The 26780-nt window shown below is 53.1% G+C and carries 21 protein-coding genes; 12 read left to right on the plus strand and 9 right to left on the minus strand.

All coding sequences use genetic code 11. The annotated features are described in order from the left end of the window. Positions 1–89: 89 nt before the first annotated feature. From AC2FNE_RS03000 to AC2FNE_RS03035, 8 genes are all read left to right on the plus strand, one after another. Positions 90–776, plus strand: coding sequence for a haloacid dehalogenase type II (locus tag AC2FNE_RS03000; RefSeq protein ID WP_170473880.1), 687 nt, complete (start codon positions 90–92; stop codon positions 774–776). Continuing rightward, positions 776–1603 carry an alpha/beta fold hydrolase gene (locus AC2FNE_RS03005; RefSeq protein ID WP_170604568.1) on the plus strand — a complete coding sequence of 276 codons (828 nt, stop codon included), beginning with the start codon at positions 776–778 and terminating at the stop codon, positions 1601–1603. Before AC2FNE_RS03000 ends, AC2FNE_RS03005 begins: the two co-directional genes overlap by 1 nt. Beyond that, positions 1600–2574, plus strand: coding sequence for a threonine ammonia-lyase (locus tag AC2FNE_RS03010; RefSeq protein ID WP_496804746.1), 975 nt, complete (start codon positions 1600–1602; stop codon positions 2572–2574). Before AC2FNE_RS03005 ends, AC2FNE_RS03010 begins: the two co-directional genes overlap by 4 nt. A 74-nt stretch (positions 2575–2648) precedes the next feature. Beyond that, complete coding sequence (gene pcaD, locus AC2FNE_RS03015) at positions 2649–3437, plus strand: 3-oxoadipate enol-lactonase (RefSeq protein ID WP_170604564.1); 789 nt, start codon at positions 2649–2651, stop codon at positions 3435–3437. Positions 3438–3448: 11 nt separating this feature from the next. Then, the gene (locus AC2FNE_RS03020; RefSeq protein ID WP_170604562.1) at positions 3449–4162 is read left to right on the plus strand and encodes an alpha/beta fold hydrolase; all 714 of its coding nucleotides are present in this window, start codon (positions 3449–3451) and stop codon (positions 4160–4162) included. A 287-nt stretch (positions 4163–4449) separates the two neighbouring features. Continuing rightward, positions 4450–5544, plus strand: a complete 1095-nt coding sequence (locus tag AC2FNE_RS03025; protein WP_170473893.1) for a zinc-binding dehydrogenase — start codon at positions 4450–4452, stop codon at positions 5542–5544. A 19-nt stretch (positions 5545–5563) separates the two neighbouring features. Further along, a complete protein-coding gene (locus tag AC2FNE_RS03030; RefSeq protein WP_170604560.1) occupies positions 5564–6796 on the plus strand; it encodes a mandelate racemase/muconate lactonizing enzyme family protein in 1233 nt (410 codons plus the stop codon). A 112-nt stretch (positions 6797–6908) separates the two neighbouring features. Beyond that, positions 6909–7205 (plus strand): ArsR/SmtB family transcription factor, encoded by a 297-nt coding sequence (locus AC2FNE_RS03035; RefSeq protein ID WP_170473899.1) that lies wholly within the window; start codon positions 6909–6911, stop codon positions 7203–7205. Here the strand turns inward: AC2FNE_RS03035 and AC2FNE_RS03040 are convergent. After that, positions 7202–10198: an ABC transporter transmembrane domain-containing protein gene (locus tag AC2FNE_RS03040; protein ID WP_496804762.1), complete on the minus strand. Its 2997-nt coding sequence runs from the start codon at positions 10196–10198 to the stop codon at positions 7202–7204. The two genes, AC2FNE_RS03035 and AC2FNE_RS03040, sit on opposite strands and share 4 nt — an antisense overlap. Positions 10199–10410: 212 nt before the next feature. Here AC2FNE_RS03040 and AC2FNE_RS03045 point away from each other — a divergent pair, with 212 nt between their 5' ends. Then, positions 10411–10800 (plus strand): DUF3307 domain-containing protein, encoded by a 390-nt coding sequence (locus AC2FNE_RS03045; RefSeq protein WP_496804747.1) that lies wholly within the window; start codon positions 10411–10413, stop codon positions 10798–10800. A 3-nt stretch (positions 10801–10803) separates the two neighbouring features. Here AC2FNE_RS03045 and AC2FNE_RS03050 read toward each other — a convergent pair whose 3' ends face one another. Then, positions 10804–11265 (minus strand): Lrp/AsnC family transcriptional regulator, encoded by a 462-nt coding sequence (locus tag AC2FNE_RS03050; RefSeq protein WP_170473905.1) that lies wholly within the window; start codon positions 11263–11265, stop codon positions 10804–10806. 139 nt (positions 11266–11404) lie between these two features. Between AC2FNE_RS03050 and AC2FNE_RS03055 the strand changes: the two genes are divergently transcribed. After that, complete coding sequence (locus AC2FNE_RS03055) at positions 11405–14833, plus strand: indolepyruvate ferredoxin oxidoreductase family protein (RefSeq protein WP_496804748.1); 3429 nt, start codon at positions 11405–11407, stop codon at positions 14831–14833. On the opposite strand, the gene AC2FNE_RS03060 is transcribed toward AC2FNE_RS03055, so the two are convergent. The 7 genes from AC2FNE_RS03060 to AC2FNE_RS03090 all read right to left on the minus strand — a co-directional run bounded on the left by AC2FNE_RS03060 (position 14821) and on the right by AC2FNE_RS03090 (position 22869). After that, positions 14821–15552: a hypothetical protein gene (locus tag AC2FNE_RS03060; protein WP_496804749.1), complete on the minus strand. Its 732-nt coding sequence runs from the start codon at positions 15550–15552 to the stop codon at positions 14821–14823. The genes AC2FNE_RS03055 and AC2FNE_RS03060 overlap by 13 nt on opposite strands. 56 nt (positions 15553–15608) lie before the next feature. Further along, positions 15609–16913 (minus strand): NAD(P)/FAD-dependent oxidoreductase, encoded by a 1305-nt coding sequence (locus tag AC2FNE_RS03065; RefSeq protein WP_496804750.1) that lies wholly within the window; start codon positions 16911–16913, stop codon positions 15609–15611. After that, positions 16910–17584 carry a TetR/AcrR family transcriptional regulator gene (locus AC2FNE_RS03070; protein WP_170473916.1) on the minus strand — a complete coding sequence of 225 codons (675 nt, stop codon included), beginning with the start codon at positions 17582–17584 and terminating at the stop codon, positions 16910–16912. The genes AC2FNE_RS03065 and AC2FNE_RS03070 overlap by 4 nt, the downstream gene beginning before the upstream one ends. Further along, on the minus strand, positions 17585–19141 hold the full coding sequence (locus AC2FNE_RS03075) for a trimethylamine methyltransferase family protein (RefSeq protein ID WP_170604552.1): 1557 nt from the start codon (positions 19139–19141) through the stop codon (positions 17585–17587). After that, positions 19138–21540, minus strand: a complete 2403-nt coding sequence (locus tag AC2FNE_RS03080; RefSeq protein ID WP_496804751.1) for a GcvT family protein — start codon at positions 21538–21540, stop codon at positions 19138–19140. Before AC2FNE_RS03080 ends, AC2FNE_RS03075 begins: the two co-directional genes overlap by 4 nt. 111 nt (positions 21541–21651) lie before the next feature. Beyond that, entirely contained in the window at positions 21652–22281 is a 630-nt protein-coding gene (locus AC2FNE_RS03085; RefSeq protein ID WP_496804752.1) for a glutathione S-transferase, read from the minus strand. Between the two features lie 90 nt (positions 22282–22371). Then, positions 22372–22869, minus strand: a complete 498-nt coding sequence (locus AC2FNE_RS03090; RefSeq protein WP_170604547.1) for a class I SAM-dependent methyltransferase — start codon at positions 22867–22869, stop codon at positions 22372–22374. Between the two features lie 232 nt (positions 22870–23101). Here AC2FNE_RS03090 and AC2FNE_RS03095 point away from each other — a divergent pair, with 232 nt between their 5' ends. Further along, on the plus strand, positions 23102–24874 hold the full coding sequence (locus tag AC2FNE_RS03095; protein WP_496804753.1) for an ABC transporter ATP-binding protein: 1773 nt from the start codon (positions 23102–23104) through the stop codon (positions 24872–24874). Beyond that, positions 24867–26780 (plus strand): ABC transporter substrate-binding protein, encoded by a 1914-nt coding sequence (locus AC2FNE_RS03100; protein ID WP_496804754.1) that lies wholly within the window; start codon positions 24867–24869, stop codon positions 26778–26780. Before AC2FNE_RS03095 ends, AC2FNE_RS03100 begins: the two co-directional genes overlap by 8 nt.

The following is a 26780-nucleotide window of genomic DNA, read 5'->3' on the forward strand; positions in this document are numbered from 1 at the left end:
CATGGCCCGACATAATGGAATAGAATTCCCTAAGCACTTTAAAGCCTCATATTCTTGTGTCACCTTGCGCGCGATCGCGGGAGGAACCGATGGCTATTACAACCTGTATTTTTGACGCCTATGGCACACTATTCGATGTGACAGCAGCCGCCCGTCAAGCATCTGCCGAGCCAGAGTTCGAAGCGCTTCGTGACAAATGGCCTGAATTGGCAGCTCACTGGCGTCTGAAACAATTGCAATATACATGGCTGCGTGCAGTTGCGAATGCCCACGCAGATTTCTGGGATGTTACACAGGACGGCCTTGACTGGTCACTGGAGGCCACTGGGCTGCAAGGTGACGACAGGCTAAGGCAAAGACTTTTGGACCTATACTGGGAGTTACAAGCATACCCTGAGGTTCCAGAAATGTTGGCGGCTCTAAAGGCCGGAGGCCTGCAAACGGCCATTCTTTCCAACGGGTCGCCACCGATGTTGGATGGAGCGGTACAGTCGGCGGGGATCGAAGAATTACTTGACGATGTGCTGTCGGTTGAAGCCGTAGGAGTCTTCAAACCTCACTCTCGTGTCTATGATCTGGTGCAAAAAAGGTTTGGTTGCGACCGAGACGAAGTGCTTTTCGTCAGTTCGAACGGGTGGGATGCCGCTGGCGCAAGTGGATATGGATTTATTACTGCGTGGGTCAACCGCGCAAATGAACCTATGGATCGACTACCCTGGACGCCAGCGCATGTTCTGCCCAACCTATCGACGATCCCAGCTTTGGCAGGTCTTTAATGGCGTTCTTTACGACATCCGATGGTCTGCGAATCCACTACGAGGACAGTGGCACGGGCAAGCCTCTGTTGTGCCTCGCAGGATTGACCCGAAACAGTCGTGATTTCTCGTTTTTTGCGCCACACGCCAACGACTTGCGCATGATCACGATGGATTATCGGGGGCGGGGAAAATCAGACTATGACCCCGATTTCATGAACTATAACGTACTTAGGGAAGCACATGACGTCATCGAATTATTGGATCATTTGAACCTTGATAAGGTGACGATACTGGGCACGTCTCGTGGTGGCTTAATCGCGATGGCGTTAGCGGCAAGCAATCCTGATCGTCTGGCTGGTGTTATTCTGAACGATGTCGGACCGGTCATTGAACCGGTGGGTATAGCAAAAATCATGGATTATGTCGGCAAAGAACCAGTCGCGGCCACTTATGACCAAGCCGCCGCCCTTATCCAACAAGAAATGGAGCCAAAATTTCCGGGCGTCCCTTTGGAAGTCTGGAGGCAACAGGCTGAGATCCAGTATGCCAAGTCGAAAAGTGGATTGGAATTGCGGTATGATGGCGCGTTACGAAAAGCGCTGCTTGAACAAGCCGCGGCTGGCGCAACTCCTGACCTGTGGCTATTTTTCGAAGCCTTGCGAAACATCCCGACCGGTGTGATCCGGGGAGAAAACTCGGACGTTTTGGGGGTTGATACAGTGCAAAAAATGCATGAGAGGCATCCTGGTCTGATCTCGGTCGAAGTGCCAGATCGTGGGCACGTGCCATTTCTGAATGAACCACAATCACTGGCCATCATCCGCAAAGTATTGGACGCATCATGAGCACGTTGGAATTGATCGAGGCCGCGGCTCAACGGTTGAATGGACATGTTCGCGAGACGCCCTTGCTGTCCTCGCCCTTTTTGGATGAAATCGCTGGTCGTAAGGTTCTGGTGAAACCGGAGTGCCTGCAACATACAGGCAGTTTCAAGTTTCGCGGCGCTTGGTCTGCCATCTCTGCCTTGACCGAGGTTTCGCGCCAATGCGGAGTGATTGCCTACTCGTCGGGTAACCATGCGCAAGGGGTGGCATACGCTGCTGCGCAACATGGGGTGGCGTCAGTCATCGTTATGCCATCCGATGCACCGCAACTTAAAATCGATAACACGCGCGCCTTGGGTGCCGAGGTCGTATTGTATGATCGCGCCAATGAAAGCCGCGAAGAAATTGGCGAATCCCTTGCCGCAAAGCGAGGCTTGTCATTGATCCGACCTTATGACGAACCACTTGTCATCGCGGGCCAAGGCACGGTTGGTCTGGAATTAGCGCGTCAGGCAGGCGATGCGGGTGTCACCGAAGCCGATGTGTTGATCTGCTGTGGAGGTGGCGGCCTGACTGCCGGTATTTCGCTGGCGCTAGAGGGCCATTCCCCAGGATTGCGGCCCCGCCCATGCGAACCTGAGGGTTTTGACGATGTGAAACGTTCATTGCTGACAGGACACATCCAAAGTAACAATGCCGTCTCAGGCAATATCTGCGATGCGATCCTGACACCGCAGCCGGGAGATGTCACATTTCCGATCCTGAAGCGGCTTTGCGGTCCAGGACTTGCCGTCTCAGAGACAGAATCACTTCGCGCAATGGCGCAGGCTTTTCTGAGGTTAAAGATCGTTTTGGAACCAGGTGGCGCAGTTTCACTGGCTGCAGCGTTGTTCCGGGCGGATGAAATCAAGGGCGAAACGGTTATAGTCGTCGCCTCAGGCGGAAACGCCGACCCGCAGGTTTTTGCGCAAGCATTGGATTTCCTGACCTGACAACCCGCAGTGCGGGGTGCATATTTGATAGATCGGGTCCGTTTGGCGGAAACAGGCAGGATGGGATATTTACCATGAACATTGTCGACCTCGGGGATGTACAGTTGCATTGCCGAATTGATGGCGATCCGCATGGCGCCCCTTTGGTTCTGGTGAACTCGCTGGGAACAGATTTGCGTCTATGGGACCTCATGTTGCCGTTCTTACCCAATGGATTGAAAGTCATTCGCTACGACAAGCGCGGACACGGACTTTCGTCAGAACCACCGGGGCCATATTCCATGGGTGCATTAGTGCATGATGCAGAAAGGCTCTTAGATTATCTCGAAATCAAAGATTGCGTATTTGTCGGCCTTTCCGTTGGCGGGTTGATCGGTCAGGGACTGGCCGTCAAACGTATGGATACGGTACGAGCGCTAGTTTTGTCAAACACCGCTGCCAAGATCGGTACTCCTTCGATCTGGCAGGATCGCATCAATGCTGTGCAATCCGGTGGAATCGAAGCAATTGCAGACGCGACTATGGAACGTTGGTTTTCCCGTGATTTTCGCGCAAAACCGGAAATGAACCTTTGGCGTAACATGATGACACGACAGCCGGTTGATGGTTATTTGGGATGTTGCGCGGCCATTTCGGGAACAGATTTCTACACACCCACTAGCGGGTTACGCTTGCCAACGCTCGGCATCGCCGGCAGTGAGGACGGCTCGACCCCACCCGATCTGGTCCGCGAAACGGTTGATCTGGTACCCGGTTCCCAATTCGAGCTAATCAGACGAGCCGGTCATTTACCTTGCGTCGAACGTCCCAAGGAATACGCGACCATTCTTGCCGATTTCATGACCCGGATCGGTCACATTTAAAGGAGCCTTCTGTGACAGACTTTTTATTGATCCATGGTTCATGTCACGGTGCCTGGTGCTGGCGCGACCTTATTCCCGAACTAACTGGAATGGGGCATTCCGCGCGCGCAATAGATATGCCCAGCCATGGGTCTGATCCGACGCCTATCGCGGATGTTTCCTTGGATTTGTGTCGCGACGCAATACTTGATGCCTCAAGCCCGGAAACAATTGTCGTAGGACATTCGTGGGGCGGTTTTCCAATCAGCGCCGCGGCGGAGGCCGACCCAAAAGGGCTGCGTGGGTTAATTTACCTTTGCGCATATGTTCCAAAAGACGGGCTGTCGATGGCCGAAATGCGCAAACGTGCCCCACGGCAATTGATCGCAGATGCAATTGAAAAATCTGCGGACGGGCTTTCGTACAGGATGCTACCTGGCCGGGTGCAATCTCTGTTTTATCACGATTGTCCGCCCGAGGTTGTTAGCTATGCCCAAGCCAGATTGTGCCCGCAGGCAATCCGGCCACAGGAAACGCCGCTCAAAACTGGATCTAATTTTGCGAAAGTTCCCAAAGTATATATCCGCACGACCAATGACCAAACGGTACCAACAGAATATCAAGCCGAGATGAGTCTGTGCGCTGAACCGGAACTTCAACTGACCATCGACAGTTCCCATTCACCTTTTTTCTCACACCCGAAAAAATTGGCTGAGCTTATCACCCTTGCCGCTCGGAAGATGTAGTCAGTCCGCTGTTTTCAAAGGGCATAAAAAGGATTGGTTGCACGAAACGCGCGTTCGGTAGTCGCGTCGCCGGTTGCAGAATGCCGTTGAGAAATTAGTCAGTCGGCAAACCCTGCCCTTCATACCCGTCGCGCCTTGTTATTGACCGTCTTTCTGATGCCCGCAAGACTATAGTTAATTAGACAAGTACGACCAACGCGACGTAAACGACACGCGTTTGACGGAAACTGCCTTGCAGCTCGCATCGTGACAGTCCACCGTGGCGTCAAAAGTGAACGGGGACAAATATGCAAACCATCAAAGCCGCAGTTTGCCATGCTTTTGGCGACCCATTGGTCATCGAGGATATTCTGATCGCGCCGCCCGGTATGGGCGAAGTCGAAGTCACGTTGGAAGCCGTAGCAATTTGCCATTCCGATATTTCATATGCCAGTGGTGCCTGGGGTGGGTTTTTACCCGCAGTGTACGGCCACGAAGCCGCTGGTGTAATCACGGCATTGGGTGAAGGTGCCGGAGAATTCAATGTCGGCGACCCTGTGGTCGTGACACTCATCCGTGCTTGCGGCACCTGCCCGTCTTGCGCTGGCGGAAAGCCGACCATTTGCGAAACGCCTTATGACACCGTCAAAGGGCCGCTGCGTACGGCTGATGGCGAGCCACTGGAACAAGCTATGGCTTGCGGTGCCTTTGCTGAAAAAGTCGTGGTTAGCCATCGCCAGATCGTAAAAATACCTCAATCGATGCCAAAGGACGTCGCCAGTCTTTTGTCCTGCGGCGTTATTACCGGGGTTGGAGCAGCCGTTAACGCGGCGGCCCTGCGCCCAGGTCAAGATGTTGTGGTGATCGGTGCTGGCGGTGTCGGTCTGAACGCAATTCAGGGTGCGCGCATTGCCGGCGCACGTCGCATCGTCGCCGTAGACATGACAGAAGAGAAGCTGGATATCGCTAAAGAGTTCGGAGCGACTCATGGCGTCCTTGCGACTCTGAGCGAGCCGTGGAAGGCCGCTTACAAGGCTTTTGGTGGGCGAGGCGCGGATGCCGTTCTGATCACCGTTGGCGCGATACCGGCCTACGATCAGGCTCCGCGATACCTTGGACGCGGTGGCAAGGCCGTGATGATCGGCATGCCCCATTCCGGAGCGCAAGCCAGCTATGAGCCTGTAATTTTGGCCGCGGTTGCGCAAGGTATGGTTGGATCAAAAATGGGCGATGTAGTCATTCAACGTGATATCCCATGGATGGTCGATCTTTATGAACAAGGGCGGTTGAAGTTGGATGAATTGATTTCGGGCCGTTGGTCTTTAAGCCAGATCAACGAGGCGATCGAAGACACAAAAACTGGTTCAGCAAAGCGCAACGTGATCATGTTCGGCAAAGATTGAGTCCCTGAAAGGACAGCGAATGAAACTGCAGGATCTCGATATCATTGTCACTGCCCCGCCAGCCCCAGGGTGGGGCGGACGGTATTGGATACTAGTAAAAGTAACTACTGACACAGGTATTACCGGTTGGGGCGAGTGTTATGCATCGTCAATCGGGCCCGAAGCCATGCAACACGTGATCCGCGACGTGTTCGACCGACACATGGCCGATGAAAACCCTGAAAACATTGAGCTGATGTTCCGCCGAGTCTATTCAAGCGGTTTCACGCAGCGGCCTGACCTGACAGTAATGGGCGCATTTTCCGGCTTGGAAATCGCTTGTTGGGATATCCTGGGTAAGGATCGTAGCCGTCCTGTCTATGCGCTGTTGGGCGGGCGAATGAATGAAAAAATCAGGGCTTATACATATCTTTATCCACTGCCTCACCATAACCTCACCGACTTTTGGACTTCTCCGGAACAGGCCGGTGAATGCGCAGCTGAAATGGTGCGAAAAGGGTTTACTGCAGTCAAGTTCGACCCGGCTGGCCCATATACAATCCGGGGTGGGCATATGCCTGCAATGTCCGACATCTCAATGTCGGTCGCATTTTGCAAAGCTATTCGCGAAGCGGTCGGGGATCAGGCAGATTTGTTATTTGGGACTCACGGACAGTTCAATACAGCCGGCGCTATTCGTCTTGGCCAGGCGTTAGAGCCTTATTCACCTCTCTGGTATGAGGAACCGACGCCACCTGACATGATTGAGGATATGGCTCGTGTCGCCCGGAATGTACGTATTCCCGTGGCGACAGGCGAGCGGATGACCACCAAGGCAGAATTCGGGGCTGTTATGCGCGCAGGCGCGGCTGAAATTTTGCAACCTGCTTTGGGCCGCGCTGGCGGGATATGGGAAATGAAAAAAGTGGCCGCCATGGCTGAAGTGTTTAACGTGCAAATGGCACCGCATCTGTACGCGGGGCCAGTTGAATGGGCCGCTAACATTCACCTGGCAGCGTCGATACCGAACCTGTTGTTGCTGGAAACCATCGAAACACCTTTCCACGATCAATTGATTAAGGGGACGATCAAGGTTCAGGACGGTTTTGTGGTCCCTCCCACCGCGCCCGGCCTTGGGATCGAAGTCGACGAGGAGTTGGCGCGCGCGCACCCATATTCTGGGGATGGGCTGCATTTGCAGATGCAGGAAGATCCATGTGATTACGTCAACGGAAACGCGTTTCAGGGCGGCGCACCCGCGACAGAGGGGTGACAAACTTGACTTGAATAAGGCATATTGTGCCAACTCCAATCTGTCGACTGGACCTCCCGTGAACGCCCATCACCCTGGACCCAACGTACTACCCCCCGAGACGCCGCACAACATGAAGGAAAGCGCGGCCAATGCGGCTGCGTTCCTCAAGGCGCTTGGCCATGAAGGGCGCTTGATGATCCTTTGCCATCTTAGCGCCGGTGAGTACTCTGTTGGGGAGTTAGAGAAGCTTCTGGACATGCGTCAGGCGACAGTCAGCCAAATGCTTGCCCGTCTTCGCGAAGAGGGGATGGTCACAACCCGTCGGGATGGGAAAACGATTTACTATGCATTAAGTGACGGGAAGACTGCGCAGACCATCGAGCTGCTGTACAGTTTGTTTTGCGTTCCGACGACACAACCCGATTAGTTCGAGACATATCCAGCAATAACCTGCATTAGCTTGAATGCGGTGGCGGCGTCATTTTCGACCACGGCCAGGAATTCCTCTTCCCCAATGCGCAAACAAGCAAGATCTGACTCTGCGATCATGCTGAGCGCGCGGGGTTCTTTTCGGATCAAGCCGAGTTCACCTACTAAAGCCCCCGAGCCAACAGTCAAGATCAGTTTATCCGGCCCGTCAGGTTGTGGCAGATACAAACCTGCCTCGCCCTCAAGAACCACATATGCACCGTCGGTTGGTTGATCGTCCTTAAGAAAAATGACTTCACCAGCAGACGCGTTGAACCAACGCGCACCAAACGCAAGCAGCCGTAACTGCCTCCTGTCCAGACCCGAAAACAACGGTGTCTGTTCCAGTGCGCGCAGCTTACGCGCAAGGTCAGCAGAAGAGGCACTGTCTTCTTCCACGTCCTCTGGTTTTTCGTCTGTCACAACACGACCTTGGCGGATTTCAACGTACATGTCGAACACATTTGGATTCTGAAACTGATCATTGAGGTAGATGACCGTTGTTTCGGGCAGCAACTCACGCAAGTTTTTATATACGGCCACTTGCGTTTCCATGTCATAGCTAGCCAACGCATTTTCCAGAATAAGGATGTCGGGTTTTTTTATTGTTGCCCGGGTAAATGCGAGCGGCTCGGCAAAGACGGCGGGCAGGTTCTGACCGCCAAGCGCGACTGGAATGTCGTAAATTAGAGCCACCACAAGTGATCGTGCTCCATTTTCCGAAAGAACGTCAGCAATAAGTTTGCGAACCTCGTCAGACCGACCTCCCCCAATCTGACTGACTTTTCCGAATAGTGCATTCTCCATGACCGTGAGCCCAGGAGCAAATTCCGCTTGATTCAGCGGCACGAACACATCCTGCAAACGCTCCATTAACTTATCAGAATGACTGGCTCGTAATTCCAATATGCGGTTCTTCAATTCATCGGTAAATGCGGGGCCAATCTGTTCTGCAGATATAACGAAGGGAACAGCAAGCAAATTGGCCAGTTGCCCGTCATCCAACCCAGAAGCCCCTTCTTGCCGGGTGCGTTCTACGAGTTCGACGGCGGCTTCGTAAGTCTGTGCCTGAAGGCCGAGTTTGCGAAACAGCGGGTGATCCGTACCGTCCAAGCCAAAGATCTGACGCAGCATATCGATGACGTCACGGGTCAATCCAATCAAAGTCTCATCCAACCCCAATTCCCGTAATTGACCCAGAAAAACAGTCTGCTGGGCCAACAACTCTTGGGTGACGGGAACGCGCGGCGTTGCAAACAAAAGGTTCTCTGCGACAGGCAATGCGGGGTTGTAAACCTTTCGATCAAAAATCAACGCTTGTTGGTCAAGTTCGGCCCGTCGCACTGCCTGTTGCACAATGGGCCGCAGTTCAACCAACTTTCGGGCCAACGCTGGATGTTCTTCGGGATCAAAGACTTGGTCTGCTCCTCGCTGGAATAATGCTGCCCCCGACCCCATCCCGTCGATTAACTTCAACCACCAATCGCGCAGTTCTTCGGGACTTTTTAATCCCGCCAACGAGGGGTCAAGCCAATCGGCGCGGAAGGGATCGTCACTATTGCCTGCACGCAGAGTTTCGGCAAACTCCGAATCCGCCTCTGGTATCGAAACAGGTCTATACCGCATCGGCATCATCACATTATCGCCCAGGGAACCTTGGAACATTACAGGTCTCGAGGTCGCATAACCGATCCGTGCGGCCACGACTGCTTGATGCAACGATGCAAGATCATGATCGCCAATCTTGACATGCCCCGAACCGGGCAGGATTTCACGCGTCAAAAGCTCGGCCATTGCCCGCCGGTCTTCTTCGCTTGGGGCCGCTATTCCAATTGTTTTTCCGGCGGGAAACTTAAGGTTCAGATCGTCCAACACCTGATTTCCGTCCATGTCGCGCACAGAAACTCTGTCCAAAACAATGTCCCCGTTCAAATGCGGCCGATCTTTCGGCTCCCCTTCGAACAAAGCTTCGTCCTGCATTCCAGTGGGGGCAAACCGCTCGATTACCACGTCCCATCGAAGCGACATATCTTGGGTCTGGTTGTAATATGTCAAAAGCTCTTTCCACGGAGAGCTTAAGTCCTTGTAAGCCGCAAGCGCAGCTACCAATGCCCCTAACGATACGGACCCTTGTAAAACCAATAATCCGCCAACCAGATAAAACAAGAATGGTGTCAGTTGCGAGATGAAGTTATTGATAAACTTCATGAAAAACTTTTTTTGATAGATCTCGAAACGAATTGCAAAAAGCCTGCTCAGCTGATCTGAAATCATGGAGCGACGGTACCGCCAGCCGCCGTTGGCCCTCAGAGTGGCGGCACCTGCAGCATTTTCACCGATTTGCGCAGCCAGAACACGAACCTCTTGAATACGAGTTTTGTTCAACAGGTTGATTTGCCGTTGAAGCTTAGGAATGAGCCAAGCTTGCAGCGGTATCAATGCAATAGCTGCCAGCCCGAACCAGAAGCTCTGAAGGAACAGAAAGGACAGGATGGTTATCATCTGACCAGCTTGCAAGACAGGCTGACTGATCGCGTCACCCATCAACCCGCCCATTGGTTCGCTTTCAGCGGTGATCATCGAAACCATTTCGCCTTGGCTGACCCGCTCAAAATATGGCTGTGGGAACCTGAGCGCCCGATTGATCAATTGATAGCGAAAACGACGCAACATCCGTTCGCTCAGAATGCCCTTCATGGTGTTGATGCGCATTTTCATTAGACCGTGGGCCAAGACCGCGAATAAAAATGCGATGCATAGAATGATCAGGAACGTTGTCTGTGGCAGATCGAAACCCAACACATTTATGATCGAACTTGAAGCACCAATCGCGTCATTGATAATGCGCTTGGGCAATTCAAGCGTGAGGTATAGCAAAGGGAACAAAGTCGCTGTCACGGCCAGCAAGGTCAACTGATCGCGTTTGGAGTATTTCCAGATGAACTGAAAAATCGTTCGTTCTATGGAACCCGCCCCACTGCTGATCCGTCAGTCAAATCATTGATTTGAACGTGAATACAATACGAAGAATTTACCGCATTCATATCCGAATACGCAAATGAATTTCCGATTCGAGACAATTTTGCGTTGTGTGAACAAGTTCATTTGCACCTCACGGATTTCCACCCTAATCTTCTAACGAGGACGATATCGGGAGGATTCATTTGCCTGCGACGATAGGCACCGTGCTGCTTTTGCTCTGTCTACTGCAGATAAAGCACATGTTTGCCGACTATTACTTGCAAACGCCCAAAATGCTTTCGGGGCGTGGCACATACTTTCATCTCGGGCGGGCCCAGCATGCCGCTGTACATGTTTTGGGGTCAGTGATTATATTTGCTCTGTTCCGCGCGCCAGTGGAATTCATTCTAATTGTCGCGGCTCTGGAATGGATTGTTCACTTTCATATCGACTTTGCAAAGGCAAGCTACTCCGACAAGAAACGCCTACAACCAAATCAGGCGGCATTTTGGCGCGCGGCAGGGTTGGATCAGTGTTTGCACAACCTGACCTACATCGCGATGGCCTGGGCATGGGTTTTTTTCGCGGCCTAGTTTCTAAGGAACAATTGGCCGATTTCTTTTGATCGTGCGTAAAACCACGTTGGTTTGCGCGCTCGCAACGGCCGGAAGGCGGAAGAGAAATTCCTCGAGAAATACGTTGTACCCTGCCAAATCCTTGCACAAAACACGCAGATGATAGTCTGCCTGACCGGTGGTCGCGTAACACTCTTGAACGTCCGAATTCAGCTCAACCGCACGAATGAATTCGACGATTCTTTCCGGGTCGTGCCGGGTAAGGTGAACATGAACAATCGCTTCGAAATGCAGCCCCATAGCAGATGGATCGACAACCGCTCCGTAGCGTCGAATGATCCCGGCATCCTCAAGCGCGCGCACTCGTCGCCAAAGAGCTGACGGCGACATTCCCACCGCCTCGGCCAATTCCGCATTAGACATTTGACTGTCTTCCTGCAGCAGCTTCAGTATCCGATGATCTTTTTCTTCGATGAAAGTCATAGCGAATAAAATAGTCAATTTTTGACAATAATCGACCAAATTTTTCGACTGATGGTGCCTTAGGCTGATAAAAAGGTACGTATTTCCACGATTATCCGAGTAAAATAACCAAGAAATCTGGCAGACTTCGGACGACAGCATGAGCCACCACGAACCCTCACCCCGGACATACAAGTTACAAGACCGTTACGACATGACAGCCGGCAGGGTTTTCCTGACTGGCACACAGGCCTTGGCGCGGATCATGTTGGATCAGGCCCGTCGCGATAAGAAAGCCGGACTGAACACGGCCGGATTTGTCTCGGGGTATCGCGGATCCCCGCTGGGCGGATTGGACTTGGAACTTTGGCGCGCCCAAAAAAGGCTCAAAGACAACCAAATTAAGTTTATGCCCGCTGTTAACGAAGATTTGGGTGCAACGGCGATTTTGGGGGCGCAACAAGCTTCGCTTGATCCGAATTGCGAGGTCGAAGGGATCTTTTCCATGTGGTATGGCAAAGGACCCGGCGTGGACCGGTCAGGTGACGCCTTAAAACACGGTAACGCCTACGGTTCAGCCCCAATGGGCGGAGTACTGGTGGTGGCAGGCGACGATCATGGTTGCGTTAGCTCATCAATGCCCCATCAATCTGACGTGGCCTTTATGTCTTGGTTTATGCCGACGCTGAACCCGGCATCGGTGGACGAGTATCTGGAGTTCGGAGAATACGGGATTGCGCTTTCCCGCTTTTCGGGAGCGTGGATTGGATTCAAGGCAATTTCAGAGACAGTAGAAAGCGCCCAATCAATTGAACTAAGGCCAGATCGAAACTTCTCGCTGCCACAAATCGAATTGCCTGAAAATGGCCTGCATGTACGGTCAGCTGATTTGCCTTCTCCAGAAATTGAAACGCGTATTCAACACAAGTTGCGAGCCGTGCGTGCTTTTGCAGAAGCCAACCCAATTGATCGGCGGATATACGATATCGATAACGCTAAGTTTGGCTTTGTTACCACGGGCAAGGGGCATCTGGACTTAATGGAGGCACTGCGACTGCTTGGCCTTGATGAAGCCGCTTGTCGACGTCTGGGGATTGATATCTACAAAGTGGGAATGGTCTGGCCACTCGCCCGGCGCAATGCGCTGCGCTTTGTCAAAGGTAAGTCAGAAGTATTGGTTGTCGAAGAAAAGCGTGGGATCATTGAAAGCCAATTCAAGGAATACTTCTACGACTGGCCCGGTGAAAAGCCGCATAAGATGGTGGGAAAATACGACAGTCATGGCGAGCCTTTGATTCCATGGACCGGTGAACTCAGCCCATTGATGCTCGTCCCCATAATTTCCCAACGGCTTAACACGTTCTTTCCAGAAGAAAACCTGCCTGCGAAAGCTAGTGCGCTGACCGACACACCGCCTCAATTGCTCAACGTGCCCGGAGCTACTCGAACACCATATTTCTGCTCGGGCTGCCCACACAATAGTTCGACAAAAATCCCCGAATGTTCGACCGCAGCCAGCGGGATTGGTTGCCACGTAATGGCATCTTGGATGGACCGTCAGACCGTGGGTTATGCGCAGATGGGCGGCGAGGGTGTACCCCATGTGGTGTCTTCTCAATTCAATGGAGGCAAACACATCTTCCAGAATCTGGGCGAAGGAACATGGTATCACTCTGGTTCGCTCGCGATACGGCAGGCCGTCGCGGCTGGCACGAATATAACCTACAAGATTCTATATAATGACGCGGTCGCAATGACGGGGGGCCAACCTGTAGACGGCCCTGTCAGCGTCCCCGGCATCGCCCAGACATGCAGGGCAGAAGGAGTCGAAAGGATCGCGTTGGTTTCTGATAACATCAAGAAATTTAACTACTCCGACTTCCCCAATCGAACCAGCTTTCACGACCGCAGCGAAATGGACGCCCTGCAGCGTGAGTTACGCGATGTTCCCGGCGTGACTGTTTTGATCTACGAACAGACGTGCGCTACGGAAAAACGCCGCCGACGTAAGCGTGGCAGCATGCAAGACCCCGATAGGTTTGTCTGGATCAACCATCTTGTGTGTGAAGGCTGTGGGGATTGTTCGGTCACTTCAAATTGCTTGAGCGTAGAGCCTCGAGAAACATCGCTTGGCCGTAAGCGAAAGATAAATTTGAGCTCTTGTAACAAAGACTTTTCCTGCCTCAGCGGGTTTTGCCCCAGTTTTGTAACAGTCACCGGCGCAAAACGGCGTACACGAGAAATTGCGCTGAACCCGTGTGACTTAGAGGCAGCGCTGCCAGTGCCGAAATTGCCGTCCTTGGACAAACCCTTTGACCTGCTCGTGACCGGAGTCGGCGGCACCGGTGTCGTTACTGTAGGAGCTTTGATCTCCATGGCCGCTCATCTTGAGGGCAAAGGCGCTTCGGTTTTGGACTTCACCGGTTTCGCTCAAAAATTCGGAACTGTCCTAAGCTACATCCGGCTTGGGTCCGAGCCGCAAGCTTTGAACCAGGTTCGCATTGACCGCGGATCCGCCGATGCGGTTATCGGCTGTGATGCCGTAGTCAGTTCAGGGCCCAAGGCATCCGTTCACTACAGCACCAAAACACGCGTTATTCTGAACCGTGCCGAAATGCCAACCGGTGATCTGGTTCTGCACCGAGACGCGAAACTGAATATCGCAAGTCGTGAAAAAGCGATCCAGCAAGTTTTGGGGGCAAAAAATCTTTGGGGCGTGGATGCCAACGCTGCCGCCGAAAAGCTGCTGGGAGACGCCGTATTCGCAAATGTAATATTATTGGGATACGCGTGGCAGAAGGGTTTGGTCCCGGTTTCGGGAACCGCGCTGTCTCAGGCCTTTTTGCTTAACGGCACTGCGGTTGAAAAAAATCGGCTTGCGTTTGCCATTGGTCGCGTGCTTGCTGAACATCCTGATCGATTGGAAATTGATCTTAGCCAGCCGTCTTATCAAGAACCTTTGGATAAGATGGTCGACCGCCGGGCTGAATTTCTGAAGCACTACCAAAATACTAGATACGGCGAGGACTATACAAACCGGATCTCCGCCATTCGAAACGCTTTGCCCAACGCTGATGAAGAGTTGGTTCGGTCCGTCGCGCGAAATCTTTTTCGATTCATGTCTTATAAAGACGAGTTTGAGGTCGCGCGCCTGATGACCAGCAACGACTTTGCAAATGAGCTGTCAGACCAGTTCGAGGGGGATCTGAAGCTGTCCTACCACATGGCGCCGCCTTTGATGAGTTGGCGCAAAGATGAACAGGGACGCCCGATGAAATGGGAACTAGGGGTTTGGATACGGCCGATATTATTTGGTCTTGCCCACATGAAGGGTTTGCGTGGTTCGCCCCTGAACCCATTCGCTTATCACTCCGAAGCGCGTTTGCACCGGGATCTTCTGGATTGGTACAAAAAATTGCTAGCGAAACTGATTGCTGAGTACGATGAAAGCACGCACGAAGTTTGGATCAAAACTCTCGGGTGTGCAGATGGAATTCGTGGTTATGGCCCGGTCAGAAGCCGAGCCGCAACCTTAGCCCGCGCAAAGGTAGACAACTTATTGAACGGTCTACCGCATCAGACCACATGAGCCACAATTGAGTTCCGGTAAGTCTTGAGCCACAGATTATCCAGTTCGTCTATTTTGACTGGGTCAAAACGACTTTGGCATTCCCAATACCGACCGGAGGGCACGAAATAGCCCATCTCTGCTTCTTGTTTGAGAGCCTGTGTCATCCCTTTGAAGCTGGGCAGCGGCGCCGAATCCAAATTATTCTGAGAAACAGTAGGAAACACCAGCCTACTTTCCCCATCGGAAAGACGGACAACACTGCAATTTTGGGTAGCACCAAACAAAGCCAGCCGCGCGGACTTTGCCTCAAGAGAACGCAAGGTAATATCTGGCCGCAACGGATCGGCTGCCCCATTGCCATAAAAATGCGTATTTCCAGACCGGGGATAGACCATGTCGCATCCTAAAAAGGCCATCACCGATGGCTTCAACGCGGCCAAGGCCCAATACCCTGCAGTAAAGGCCATCGTCCCGCCCGCATATACAAATCCACCTAATTCGTTCTGCAGTGGCACATAATCCTCTGCCGTAACAACACGCTGGTTCGGGCCGACGTGGTGAGGCAGGTTATCGGTTGGAAAATCCTCGGGGTGAATAAGGAAATCCCAATCAGCCCTAATGCGCCACGCGTTGTTAATCGCGACGATGTGCGTGAAGCTATGGCTTGGCCAACCTCTTGCCATCAGCGCGGTTGGTGCGCTGCCAAGGATCAGTACATGAGGTTTTTTTTGTTCCATAACGAGTTTTTTCTCATCCGCATTTCCGGGAAACTTAATCCGTTCGGACGAGGAATCTAGCCCAGAACCGAAAAACTGCTGTCCTCGTTGATAGGACGTTTGCGAGAGTAAAAGCCAACGTCAATTGTCCGCTTGATATAGGGCAATTCGAATTGCATCGGCTGCGAGTCGTGATCCGCTCCACCCTCACAGTATTCGATTAGGTTTGCCATCATCTTTCCAGCAATGGGCGCGTTCTTGTATTGGTTCCCACTGGTGCCACAGGCCATATAAAACCCTGGCAAACTGGACTTGTCATAGATCGGAATCCAATCGGTTGAGGCATCGTATAGGTCGACGACTCCGCGCGTTTTGGACGGAATACCAAGGCTTGGAACTCGCTGCGCATAACGCATCGCCTGAGTTGTCCATTGATCTGTAAAATCTCGATTATAGTTCTGGTCGTCCTCACACCATTGATGCGGGTCACATTCGGGATCCTCGGATCCGATCAGTATGTGGTTCCCGTGTTCAGGCCGGCAATAAAGCGAAATGTCACTATCCGAGACGATTGTACCTTGGTTTTCAAAATCAAATCCTTCGGGCGCAGGTACGTGCACGACTTCCTGTCGCAAAGGACGCGTTTCAATGGTCATGTCATCCAGAACACCCGCCCTTCCGTTTATGATAGATGACCCCGGCCCCGCTACATTTATCACGACCCCAGCCTTGATTTCTTCGCCAGAGGTCAAACGGACGCCGGACACCCGACCATCTTGGGTCAATATTTCCGATACTTCGGATGCAGTCCGAACTTGTGCGCCGTGTTGTTTTCCCGCGTCCATCAGGTTTTGAGCTGAAAGTGCCGGGTCAGTAACATAACCTGCCTTTGGCCAAAAAACCGCGCCATTCATCTGATTGCCATTTGGATGGCCAAACTCAGGGTCGTCCATACGTCGCGCCGGAGCATAACTGTCCAACGCATAAATTGGCAGCCGCGATTTTATCTGTTGTGGAGACCAATCCTCGAACGGGCAATCAAGTTGCGCGCTATACTCTTTGTGCTTGTCCAGAAGGCCGTTGGCTTCTGTCTTCATCACAAGACAACCGGTTTCACGGAACTGCGCCAACTGCGTGTCGTCCGGCAACCCCAGGTACTCGCTCCAATCGCTCCAGTAATGGTAACCTTCCCAAGCAAAGGCCGTCCCGTCAAAAGTCGAATAGTGCATCCTGATAATTGCGCAAGATCCGGCCGTTGACCCATGCCCAACCTGTGAATTCCGGTCCAACGAAAGGGTCTTCCAACCTTTCTTGGCCAGTTCAAACGCTATTGCGGCGCCAATAACTCCGGTTCCGATTATGATTGCATCTGGTTGGCTCATGACTTGTCCCCCTGCCAATGGCGCTGCGAATAGGCTCCAAACTCTTGCACTTCTTCGGGTTTCGGTTCGACCCCGGTAAATACGTAAAGGTAATGGGGAACCATCGATAACCGTGTTTCCATCGGCTCGTTCAATTGCGCCAGATCGTATCCTATCTGCATGTAGTAAAGTACCCGTGCCCGTGTTTCGGCCTCAATCTCCGGATAGCCATACCTTGCGAACATGGCGTGCAAAGCCTTCAGCCGTTTTGCATCGGATTGGTCTAGAATTCGGCGAACTTTTCCTGATTTTCTGGCCCAGTCTCTTACCGCAAAATCCAGCGCGGTGTCGAACAGCGATGTATTAACGACGCACCGGTGTACATTACAAACCGCTGCAGTAATTGTATCTGCCGGAGCTTCGGCTTGCCTGATCAAACCTGCGGTATTTGTAGCCTGCCAACGAGCCAAAAGGGCGTCGAGCAACTCCTGCCTGGACTTGAAATACCAATAAAAAGACGACCGCGAAACAGCCATCCTCTCTGCCAGGTTCAAGACCTTGATCTGGTCCACACCGTCCGAGATCAGAACGTCCATCGCCACGTTCAACCAATCGTCCCGTGTTACTTTTACGTTACCGACCAGCGGTTCGGCTTCGGGATCATCGCGGTGCAGAATAGGCTTCGTATTCATTTAGCTCTCCGGTGGCGCTCCGCCTTCTTCGGTTCTGCGTGCGATGAAATCATGCAACGCACCGATACGATCGCTGTCGCTGGGCGGAGCCTTGAAATCGTTCAGAATACCCTTCCACACCCCTGTCGCACGCTGGTTGGCATCGACCGAGCCACGTTCAGTCCATGTTCCGAAATTGGCGTAGTCATGCAAATGAGGCTCATAAAATTCTGTGTTGTAACGTTCCATCGTCTGGCTGGAGGCAAAGAAGTGACCACTGGGTTCAACTTCGCTGAGGGCGGTATCAAAACCTATTTCAGAGGTTCCTGCCTGCGCACCGGCACACAACTCCGCGATCATGTTCAATACTTCGGCGTCACAGATCATCTTTTCAAATGACACTGTCAGGCCGCCTTCCAGCCAGCCAGCGGAGTGAATGATGACCGTCGCCCCAGCCATCAGGCAACCCCACAGGCCGAACTGGTTCTCATTCGCGGCTTGGACATCGTTGATATTTGCTGCCGACCCTGCCGCTGACCGCCAAGGCAAACCCAAATGCCGGGCCAACTGCCCTGCTGCCAAAGATGCTTGAAAATGCGAGGGCGTTCCAAATGCAGGCGCTCCCGATTTCATGTCTACATTGCTGGTAAACGTGCCATAGCAAACGGGTGCGCCCGGATTGGCAATCTGCGTAAGCGCGAGAGCCGCCATCGCTTCGGCGTGCGACAACGTAATTGCGCCCGCCACCGTGATCGGCGCCATAGCGCCCATCAACGTGAAAGGTGTGATTATAGACATTTGACCATATCGGGCGAAATCAATCAGCCCCTGAGCCATCGGGATGTCCAGTGTACGAGGGCTATTGGTATTAATTATCGTGTAGCAATACGCATTGCTGGTAAATTCCTCGTCAGACAACCCACGCGCCATTGCCAGCATTTGGAAACAGTCCGACACCTGCGGAGTGCCACGCGAAAAGAAGAACGGGAACTTGTCCGTAAGCTCCATCTGCGCCTTGGTTGTAAAGTAATGCCTGAGATGGGTCGGAACGTCCTGTGGTTCGACCTGTGGCGAAATCATCTGGAACACATCGAAATGATGGGTAAGTTTCAGAAACTCCAAGTAGTCCTGACCAGACGCGGGCCGACGACCCCGAACGAGATCGGTTGCATTCGGCGCCCCTGCCCCCGGCTGAAAGACCAGCGAGCCAAGTTCCAAAGTGAAGTCTCGATGTCGCGCACCAGCGCGGCATAAGATGGACTTAGGAGCCGACGCCACAGCTGTTTCAACTATGTCGCGCCCGATAAAGACCATTTCGCTGTCTTCATCCACCCTTGCCCCCGCCTTTGCATAAAGACGCCGCGCCTCGGGCAGCAGAACTTTGATCCCCAATTCCTCCAGCATTCGAAGCGCTGTTTCGTGCATGTCAGCGATTTGATCGGCCGGGAACACCTCCATCAGAGGAAATGGGTTTCTCAGCTGGCGGTAATTTACATCTCGAATGACGGCGGGTGATGCATCGGGCCCTCGCCCACGTCGCCGCCTGCCACGCGAAAGGGATTGAGACGTCGTGCTCACGCTCTCATTACCTTACCTTGAGGGTCATAAGGTGACGGTGCGATTACTTTGGCAGGCCGTTCAACACCGACTACATGCACGGTCAATTCCGTTCCCGGTTCCGCTTTGTCGCGATCCACCAGCGCCATCGCCAGCGACTTGCCGGTATAGTGGCCGTAACCGCCTGACGTCACAAACCCGACACGTTCTCCTCCGGCCCAAACCGGTTCATACCCGCTGGCGTCTGCATCCATCGCATCCACTTCCAAGGTAACCTGAACCTGAGATGGGCCGTTGCCTTCGCGCTCGGCAACTGCCGCATCTTTGCCGACGAAGTCTTTATCCCAATCGATCCAACGATCCATTCCGGTCATACCAGGCGTATAAAGCTGCGTGAACTCGGCCGACCAGATGCCAAAGCTTTTTTCAAGCCGGGTAGACAGCATCGAATTGAACCCGCATTCGCGAATACCTTCGCCAGCCCCGGCTTCCAGCAACATTCGACGCAACTTGATATGATCACCATAGCGGCAATTGATCTCGTACCCTTTTTCGCCTGTGACAGACATGCGCGCGACCCGGGCACGTACAAGGCCGATGTCGAAATCTCCGCAGCCCATGAACTTCAGGTCCGAGATATCCTGTTCGGCCAATCGTTCGACAACCTGTTGTGATTTGGGGCCGACAACGGCGAATCCGCAATATTCCTCACCCAGGTCACGAATATTCACTCCCTCGATCATGTGATCGTCAAACCAACGCATATGCCAGGCGCGAAGGTAGTAACTGCCCATGATCCACCATGTCCCATCGCCCCAGTTGAGGACAGTTAAATCGCCCTTGAGCCGCCCGTTCTCACCAAGCATGGGTGCCAGCTTTGCCCTTCCCGGCGCAGGCAACTTCGAAGCCATGACTTTATCAAGCCACACCTGGGCATTCGGCCCCGCGACTTCAAAACGAGAAAAGCCCGAGATATCCATTAAACCCACGCCTTCGCGGATCACTCGGCACTCTTCGGCCACAATATCATGCGCATTTGACCGTTTTAGAGTTGGCGTTTCTTCAAACCCTTTGGGAGCAAAATACAGAGGAACTTCAAGATCCCAGCTTACGCCCCACTTGCACCCAGCTTCGGTCATCGCATCGTGAGCCGGGGCCATTTTGAGCGGACGACCAGCGGGTAGTTGTTCGTTTGGATAAGTCATCACGAAACGGCGCGAATAAAACTGACCCGTGGTTTCTCGGATATAACGTTTGTTTTGCGCGAAGTCCCCATAACGAGCCACGTCCATCGGCCATGCGTCAGCTTCCGGTTCACCGTGGATCATCCACTCGGCAAGTGTCTTGCCGACACCGCCGCCTTGAAGAAAGCCCGCCATGACCGCACACGCCGACCAGTAACCACGTTTGCCGGGTACCGGGCCTACCAAAGGGTTGCCGTCGGGTGAGAAGGTAAAGGCACCGTTGACCCATGTTTTGATGCCAACATTCTGAATCGAGGGGTAACGTTCAAAACCAAGTGTCAGTTCATTCTCAATCCGGTCAAGCTGTTCCTGAAACAGCTCCTCTCCATAATTCCAGGGCGCACCATCCATAGCCCAGTGTTCGTGATCGACCTCATAAATGCCGACCAGCACACCCTTTTGGTCCTGCCGCATATAGGTGAACCCTTCGAGGTCCACGGTCATTGGCATTTCGAAGTCTGCTTCCGCCACTTCGGGCACCGTATCCGTTATCAAGTAATGATGCTTCAGGGGTGAAACCGGCAGCTCGACCCCGGCCATACGTCCGACTTGCTTGGCCCAAAGACCTGCGGCGTTGACAACATGTTCGCAGGTTATCGTGCCTTTGTCGGTCACGACCTGCCACCCGTCTGCTGTCTGGATCAACTCGTCGACCTTGGTTTCCTCGTAGTATTCTGCGCCGCGTTTCTTTGCAGCCGTGGCATAAGCCTGAACCGTGCCGGTCGTGTCGATATACCCTTCGCGATCAGCCCACATGGCACCCAAGACACCCTCAGTGGACATTATCGGACAACGCTTTTGCGCTTCTTCCGGGCTAAGAAGTTCGCAATCGTCAATGCCGATGGATTGGAAAATTCGATAGTTGGCCTGCAACCACTCCCATCGTTCGGGGGTTCCGGCCAGCGTCAACCCGCCAGTCATGTGAAGACCGATGTTCTGACCGGATTCTCTTTCGATCTCACTTAATAGGTCGATAGTGTAGGCTTGCAGAGACGCCATATTGGGGTCGGCGTTAAGCGCATGAATGCCGCCTGCTGCATGCCAGGAAGACCCTGATGCAAGCCGCCGCCGTTCGAGCATTACAACGTCCGACCAGCCAAATTTAGCAAGATGGTACAGAACCGAGGCGCCCACCACGCCACCACCAATGACCACTACGCGATATTGGGATTTCATCCCGACCTCCCCTGGATGATGTTGAGGCGTACGCTAGTGGTACTGTTCAATTCTGTCTAGACATTTCTGTCTAGTTCATAAAACGTTGGATTACCTACACCCGCGCGAAAATCATAGATTTGCGCTGGGTCGGCTTTGAATCGACTTAAACCAAGCCAAAGTGGCACTGTTTTCAGTTGGAATACGCATCCTTATGACTCTTGCAAAATCCACAAAGACGAATGCTGAAATGTCAGCCAGAGAAAAATCGCTACAGGCTACATAGGCGCTGTTTTGCAATCTTTCCTCCAATAGTTCGAAAAATGCCGCCACGCGAAGCTTCCCGCGTTCTGCCAATTCCGGTATCTGCGCGTAGTTAACGCGCCCTGGGATTGCCCGGTCTTCAAACGCCGGATGCGAATTTCGAAGAGCGTCGGCTATTGGCGCGCCACCCTGTTGCTCGACAATCGCATTCCACATCAGGACCGCTCCCTTTTCGTCCGGAGTTCTCCCCATAAGTGGCGGTTCGGGGAAACTGGCCTCCAGATAGGCTGCTATACCGAGGTTTTCGGTTAGCGTCGTTCCGAGATCGGTAACTAATACTGGAACAGTGGCACTCGGATTCACGGCAAGAAAGGCCGCATCGCGCTGTTCTGCGCGCGCAATCGAAATTTCGCGGGTTTCGATATCGAGCCCTTTTTCCGCGATGAACATTCTCGCGCGTCGAGGATTTGGTGCCGTCGAACAATCATAAAAAAGCATCGCCAGTTTCCCAGTAGAGTCAGATTTCAGGAATTTAGAGCGCTGGTTTTGGCCGAAAAGAGAAGGTTCAATTCGTGATTAAAACGCAGCTCATCGTCTGTAAATAAAACACCGCCCTGCGACAGCGCCCGGCGGCAGATGCAGTTCCTGCAGACCGTCGAAATACATTCTGTCACTTGAAACCATCAAGCCACCCGGAGCCAGCAATGGTTGGACAAGTGGCGAAACCAGCTTGGCAAAGGCATCATTCTTTTCGCGGTTGTGACCGCCAAGATCAGCATGAATCAAACTGGCCGTGGCACCGAAACGATCAACCGAAGCCGGCAGAGTTTCGCGCACGTCGCCTAGAATCACCCGATTTTCGGGAGGCGTAGAATCGGGGTGAGAAGCCACTGCGCGTTCGAACACGTAAATGGGGCGGTCCAGAATATGTTTTTTCATGTGGTGGTACGTCCGACCGTTGCCCAAACCCAACTCGATAACCGGGCCGGGAAGATCCGACGTTTCAGAAATGGCAAAATCCAGACAGGCGCGTTGCGACACCATTCGATCAATAAACAGATCCAGACGGCTTTGATTGTCGGACACAAGAGACCTCTTTCTTTTTTCCACGCCCACGACAAAGCAGGGCCGACCGAGCCGTTGATTACAAAATCTCAACCTATTGTGTAGGCAAACATGCCATTATTTAGCAATTCCGCGACAATTCTGCCAAAGAAGGTGTTTGACTACCGCGCCCCAACCGCGCGAAAGTGCTTCAAAAAGTCAGGGAGTTCACAAAGCCGATGTTGATCCACGGCCAACCGGGTGGAAAACCCGAATGACCGCGTTGCTGTCCGTACAGGATCTTAGCATCGGGTTTGGCGCGGGTCCGTCCGTGGTCCAAAACGTCAGCTTTGAAGTCGAGCCTGGTCAAACGCTTGCTCTTGTGGGTGAATCCGGATCCGGAAAGACAATATCGTGCCGGGCTGCGCTGCGCATTTTGCCACGCACGGCGCAGATACGCAGCGGTTCCATCACCCTGAACTATTCAAAAGGAACTGCTGATCTTATCGCCGCCAGCGAACGTCAAATGCGCGACATCCGAGGCGACCGGGTTTCTATGATTTTTCAAGAACCCATGCGGTCGCTATCCCCGCTACACAAGATAGGCAATCAAGTCAGCGAGGTTTTGTGGCTGCATCACAGAACATCAGAAGCGGAAGCCCGCAAAAAAGTGCTGACCCAATTCGAACGGGTCGGTTTCCCCGACCCGGAACGGGCCTATAATTCTTACCCATTTGAATTGTCTGGCGGAATGCGTCAACGCGCGATGATCGCGATGGCCATGGTGTCAAAACCTGAACTCCTGATTGCGGACGAGCCGACTACAGCGCTGGACGTGACCACTCAGGCACAAGTTCTTGGCCTAATAAAAGAACTGCAGCGTGAAACTGGCATGGCCTTGATCCTTGTAACGCATGATCTGGGAGTTGTCGCAAATATGGCAGAGCAAGTAGTGGTCATGCACAAGGGCCGCGTTATGGAGTCAGGCTCCGCCGGCCCCATACTCAGTGCCCCTGCTCACCCCTATACAAAACAGCTTTTTGACGCCGCTCCGGCTATCCCGGAACAAGACGCCGTGGGCCTGCCGATGCCAAGCGAGGATCTGATCCTCGAAATGATCGATGTGTCAAAGACTTATACCATGCGTTCCAGCAAAGCATGGAAGGCCGATAAGCTTATCCATGCTTGCCGGGGCGTAGATTTGAAACTGGCGCGTGGCAAAACTCTGGCTATCGTAGGCGAAAGCGGCTCGGGCAAGACGACTGCTGCGCGAATCGCTTTGGGGGCGGAACTTCCCGACCCCGGCGGACAGGTCCTGTTCCGTTCATCTGAAGAGGCCAACCCAATAACGGTAAATCAGATGTCGCGAGCAGAACGCAATGCGTTCCAGCGCAAGGCACAAATGGTCTTTCAAGATCCCTATAGTTCGCTCAGCCCGCGAATGCGTATCCAGGATGCCATGACTGAACCGCTTGAGATCCATAAATTGGGTACTGTGGCAGAACAAAAAGACAAAGCTGCAGAAATGCTCACGCGGGTTGGGTTGAATGCAGACATGCTGAAACGCTATCCCCATGCATTCTCAGGCGGCCAACGCCAACGTCTTTCGATTGCCCGAGCAATGATGTTGGACCCTGCCTTGATCGTCTGCGACGAGCCGACTTCGGCGCTCGACGTTTCTGTTCAAGAACAAATCCTCACGCTCTTGGAACATCTGCAGGACAGCTTGAACCTGTCGTATTTGTTCATCTCGCACGATCTAGCTGTCGTGGCACGCATTGCCGACGAAGTAGCTGTTATGCGGCAGGGGCTGGTCGTGGAACAGGCCCCACCAGAAACTTTGTTTTATAACCCCCGGCATCCCTACACCAAAGCGCTGATCGCAGCGCAACCAGAACCTGACATAAACAGGCCGATCGACCTTAAACTGGTTGCTTTAGGCGCGGGTTCGCCCGACAGTTGGGAAGATGCCTTCCGTTTCTCCGACTCCATGATACCCTCACTAATAGAGATGGAGCCTGGCCATAAGGTACGTTGCCATGTTTAAGACTACCCGTGATACGTTTTTTGTCGCTTCGCTGACCTTGCTGGGTATGCTGCCCACGAACGCATTTTCCAATTCGGAATTGCAGGAAAGCGCGTTCTGGAAATCCGAAGTCGACAGTGGCGACCTGCCGCCGGTTCAGGATCGCATTCCTTCCGAACCACTAGTAGTGGACCTCACCAAGAAAGGGCGCGAACTGGGCACGCCGGGCGGCACATTGCGTACTATGGTCACGCGATCCAAAGACATTCGCCAGATGGTCGTTTACGGCTATGCCCGCCTAGTAGGTTTTGACAACAACTACGAACTGGTTCCCGATATTCTTGCATCGTTCGAAAACGAAGATAACCGCAAATTTACACTCAAGTTGCGCGAAGGGCATAAATGGTCTGACGGCTCACCATTCACGTCGGAAGATTTCCGCTATTGGTGGGAGGACGTTGCGAACAACGAACTGCTCAGTCCTTCTGGCCCACCAGATTTTCTGCTTGTCGAAGGTCAGTCTCCGACGGTGAGTTTCCCCGACGAAAGAACTATTGTCTATGAGTGGGAAAACCCCAACCCGAGTTTCTTGCAGTCTTTAGCCCAAGCTCGCCCACCGTTTATTTATCGACCTTCGGAATTCCTGAAAAAATACCATGAGAAATTCGCTGATAGTGAGGAGTTGGCTTTTGCTGTTGATGACGCGCGCGTAAAAAGCTGGGCGGCTTTGCACAACAAGCTGGATAACCTCTACAAATTCGACAATCACGAACTACCGACTTTGCAGCCATGGCTGAATGCAAGCTCGGGAAAGAAAATCCGGCACAACTTTGTACGAAATCCCTATTATCACAGGATCGATACGAATGGTGTGCAACTGCCGTATATCGACGTGGTTGAAATGGAGATTGTCGCCCCCGGACTGGTGGCTGCCAAAACAAACGCCGGCGAATCGGACTTGCAGGGGCGCGGTCTCGCATTCCGAGATGCCTCGATCCTTAAGAAAGGCGAGGCAGAGGGCGGTTACACTACCCTACTGTGGAAAACCGGGGTGGCTTCTCAGATCGCTATATATCCGAACCTGAATTTCTCAGACGATGCATGGCGCGATGTGCTGCGCGATGTCCGCGTAAGGCGAGCTCTATCTCTGGCAATTGACAGGGAGACAATCAATCAAGCTCTCTATTTCAAACTGGCCAAACCCGGGGCGATGTCAGTTCTGCCAGCCTCGCCTTTCTATAGCGAGGAAAACGCACAGTCATGGGCCCAGTTTGACCCCGAGCAAGCCAACGCTCTGTTGGATGAGGCTGGATTGGACCAGCGCGACGGCAACGGCATTCGGAAACTGCCTGATGGTCGCCCAATGGAGCTGGTGATCGAAACGGCCGGGGAACGGCAAGAGGTAGAAAACGCCTTGCAGATTGTTACCGACAACTGGCGAGACGTCGGGGTCAAACTTGTCATGCGCCCGCTGGATCGGGACATTCTGCGAAACCGGGTTTTTTCAGGCAATACGATGGCATCGGTCTGGTTTGGATGGGACGATGGTATTCCACAGGTGCACACGTCTCCTGCATACTTGGCACCGACCGATCAAGTCTTTCTTGCTTGGCCGAAATGGGGGCAATTCTACCAAACAGGTGGCGATGCCGGTGAACCGCCAGATTTGCCCGAAGCTGAGCGTTTGATGACACTTGCACACGATTGGGAAATTGCGGCGACAGACGAAGAACGCACGGCCGCTTGGCGTGAAATGCTGGATATTCACGCAGATCAGTTGTACGCGATCGGCATCTTAAATGGGGCTCCGCAGCCCATAGTCGTTTCGAACCGACTGCGCAACGTACCCGAGCAAGCCATGTGGGCGTGGGAGCCGGGTGCGCATTTTGGCATCCACCGCCCAGACGAATTCTTCTTCGCCGACTGA

The sequence above is a fragment of the Ruegeria sp. YKSD179 genome (assembly GCF_059612885.1).

Bases quoted from the DNA above. Each gene is read 5' to 3' on its own strand.
- AC2FNE_RS03000 (WP_170473880.1), top strand. From the start codon at position 90: ATGGCTATTACAACCTGTATTTTTGACGCCTATGGCACACTATTCGAT.
- AC2FNE_RS03005 (WP_170604568.1), top strand. From the start codon at position 776: ATGGCGTTCTTTACGACATCCGATGGTCTGCGAATCCACTACGAGGAC.
- AC2FNE_RS03010 (WP_496804746.1), top strand. From the start codon at position 1,600: ATGAGCACGTTGGAATTGATCGAGGCCGCGGCTCAACGGTTGAATGGA.
- pcaD (WP_170604564.1), top strand. From the start codon at position 2,649: ATGAACATTGTCGACCTCGGGGATGTACAGTTGCATTGCCGAATTGAT.
- AC2FNE_RS03025 (WP_170473893.1), top strand. From the start codon at position 4,450: ATGCAAACCATCAAAGCCGCAGTTTGCCATGCTTTTGGCGACCCATTG.
- AC2FNE_RS03030 (WP_170604560.1), top strand. From the start codon at position 5,564: ATGAAACTGCAGGATCTCGATATCATTGTCACTGCCCCGCCAGCCCCA.
- AC2FNE_RS03035 (WP_170473899.1), top strand. From the start codon at position 6,909: ATGAAGGAAAGCGCGGCCAATGCGGCTGCGTTCCTCAAGGCGCTTGGC.
- AC2FNE_RS03050 (WP_170473905.1), bottom strand. From the start codon at position 11,265: ATGACTTTCATCGAAGAAAAAGATCATCGGATACTGAAGCTGCTGCAG.
- AC2FNE_RS03055 (WP_496804748.1), top strand. From the start codon at position 11,405: ATGAGCCACCACGAACCCTCACCCCGGACATACAAGTTACAAGACCGT.
- AC2FNE_RS03060 (WP_496804749.1), bottom strand. From the start codon at position 15,552: ATGGAACAAAAAAAACCTCATGTACTGATCCTTGGCAGCGCACCAACC.
- AC2FNE_RS03065 (WP_496804750.1), bottom strand. From the start codon at position 16,913: ATGAGCCAACCAGATGCAATCATAATCGGAACCGGAGTTATTGGCGCC.
- AC2FNE_RS03070 (WP_170473916.1), bottom strand. From the start codon at position 17,584: ATGAATACGAAGCCTATTCTGCACCGCGATGATCCCGAAGCCGAACCG.
- AC2FNE_RS03080 (WP_496804751.1), bottom strand. From the start codon at position 21,540: ATGAAATCCCAATATCGCGTAGTGGTCATTGGTGGTGGCGTGGTGGGC.
- AC2FNE_RS03085 (WP_496804752.1), bottom strand. From the start codon at position 22,281: ATGCTTTTTTATGATTGTTCGACGGCACCAAATCCTCGACGCGCGAGA.
- AC2FNE_RS03095 (WP_496804753.1), top strand. From the start codon at position 23,102: ATGACCGCGTTGCTGTCCGTACAGGATCTTAGCATCGGGTTTGGCGCG.
- AC2FNE_RS03100 (WP_496804754.1), top strand. From the start codon at position 24,867: ATGTTTAAGACTACCCGTGATACGTTTTTTGTCGCTTCGCTGACCTTG.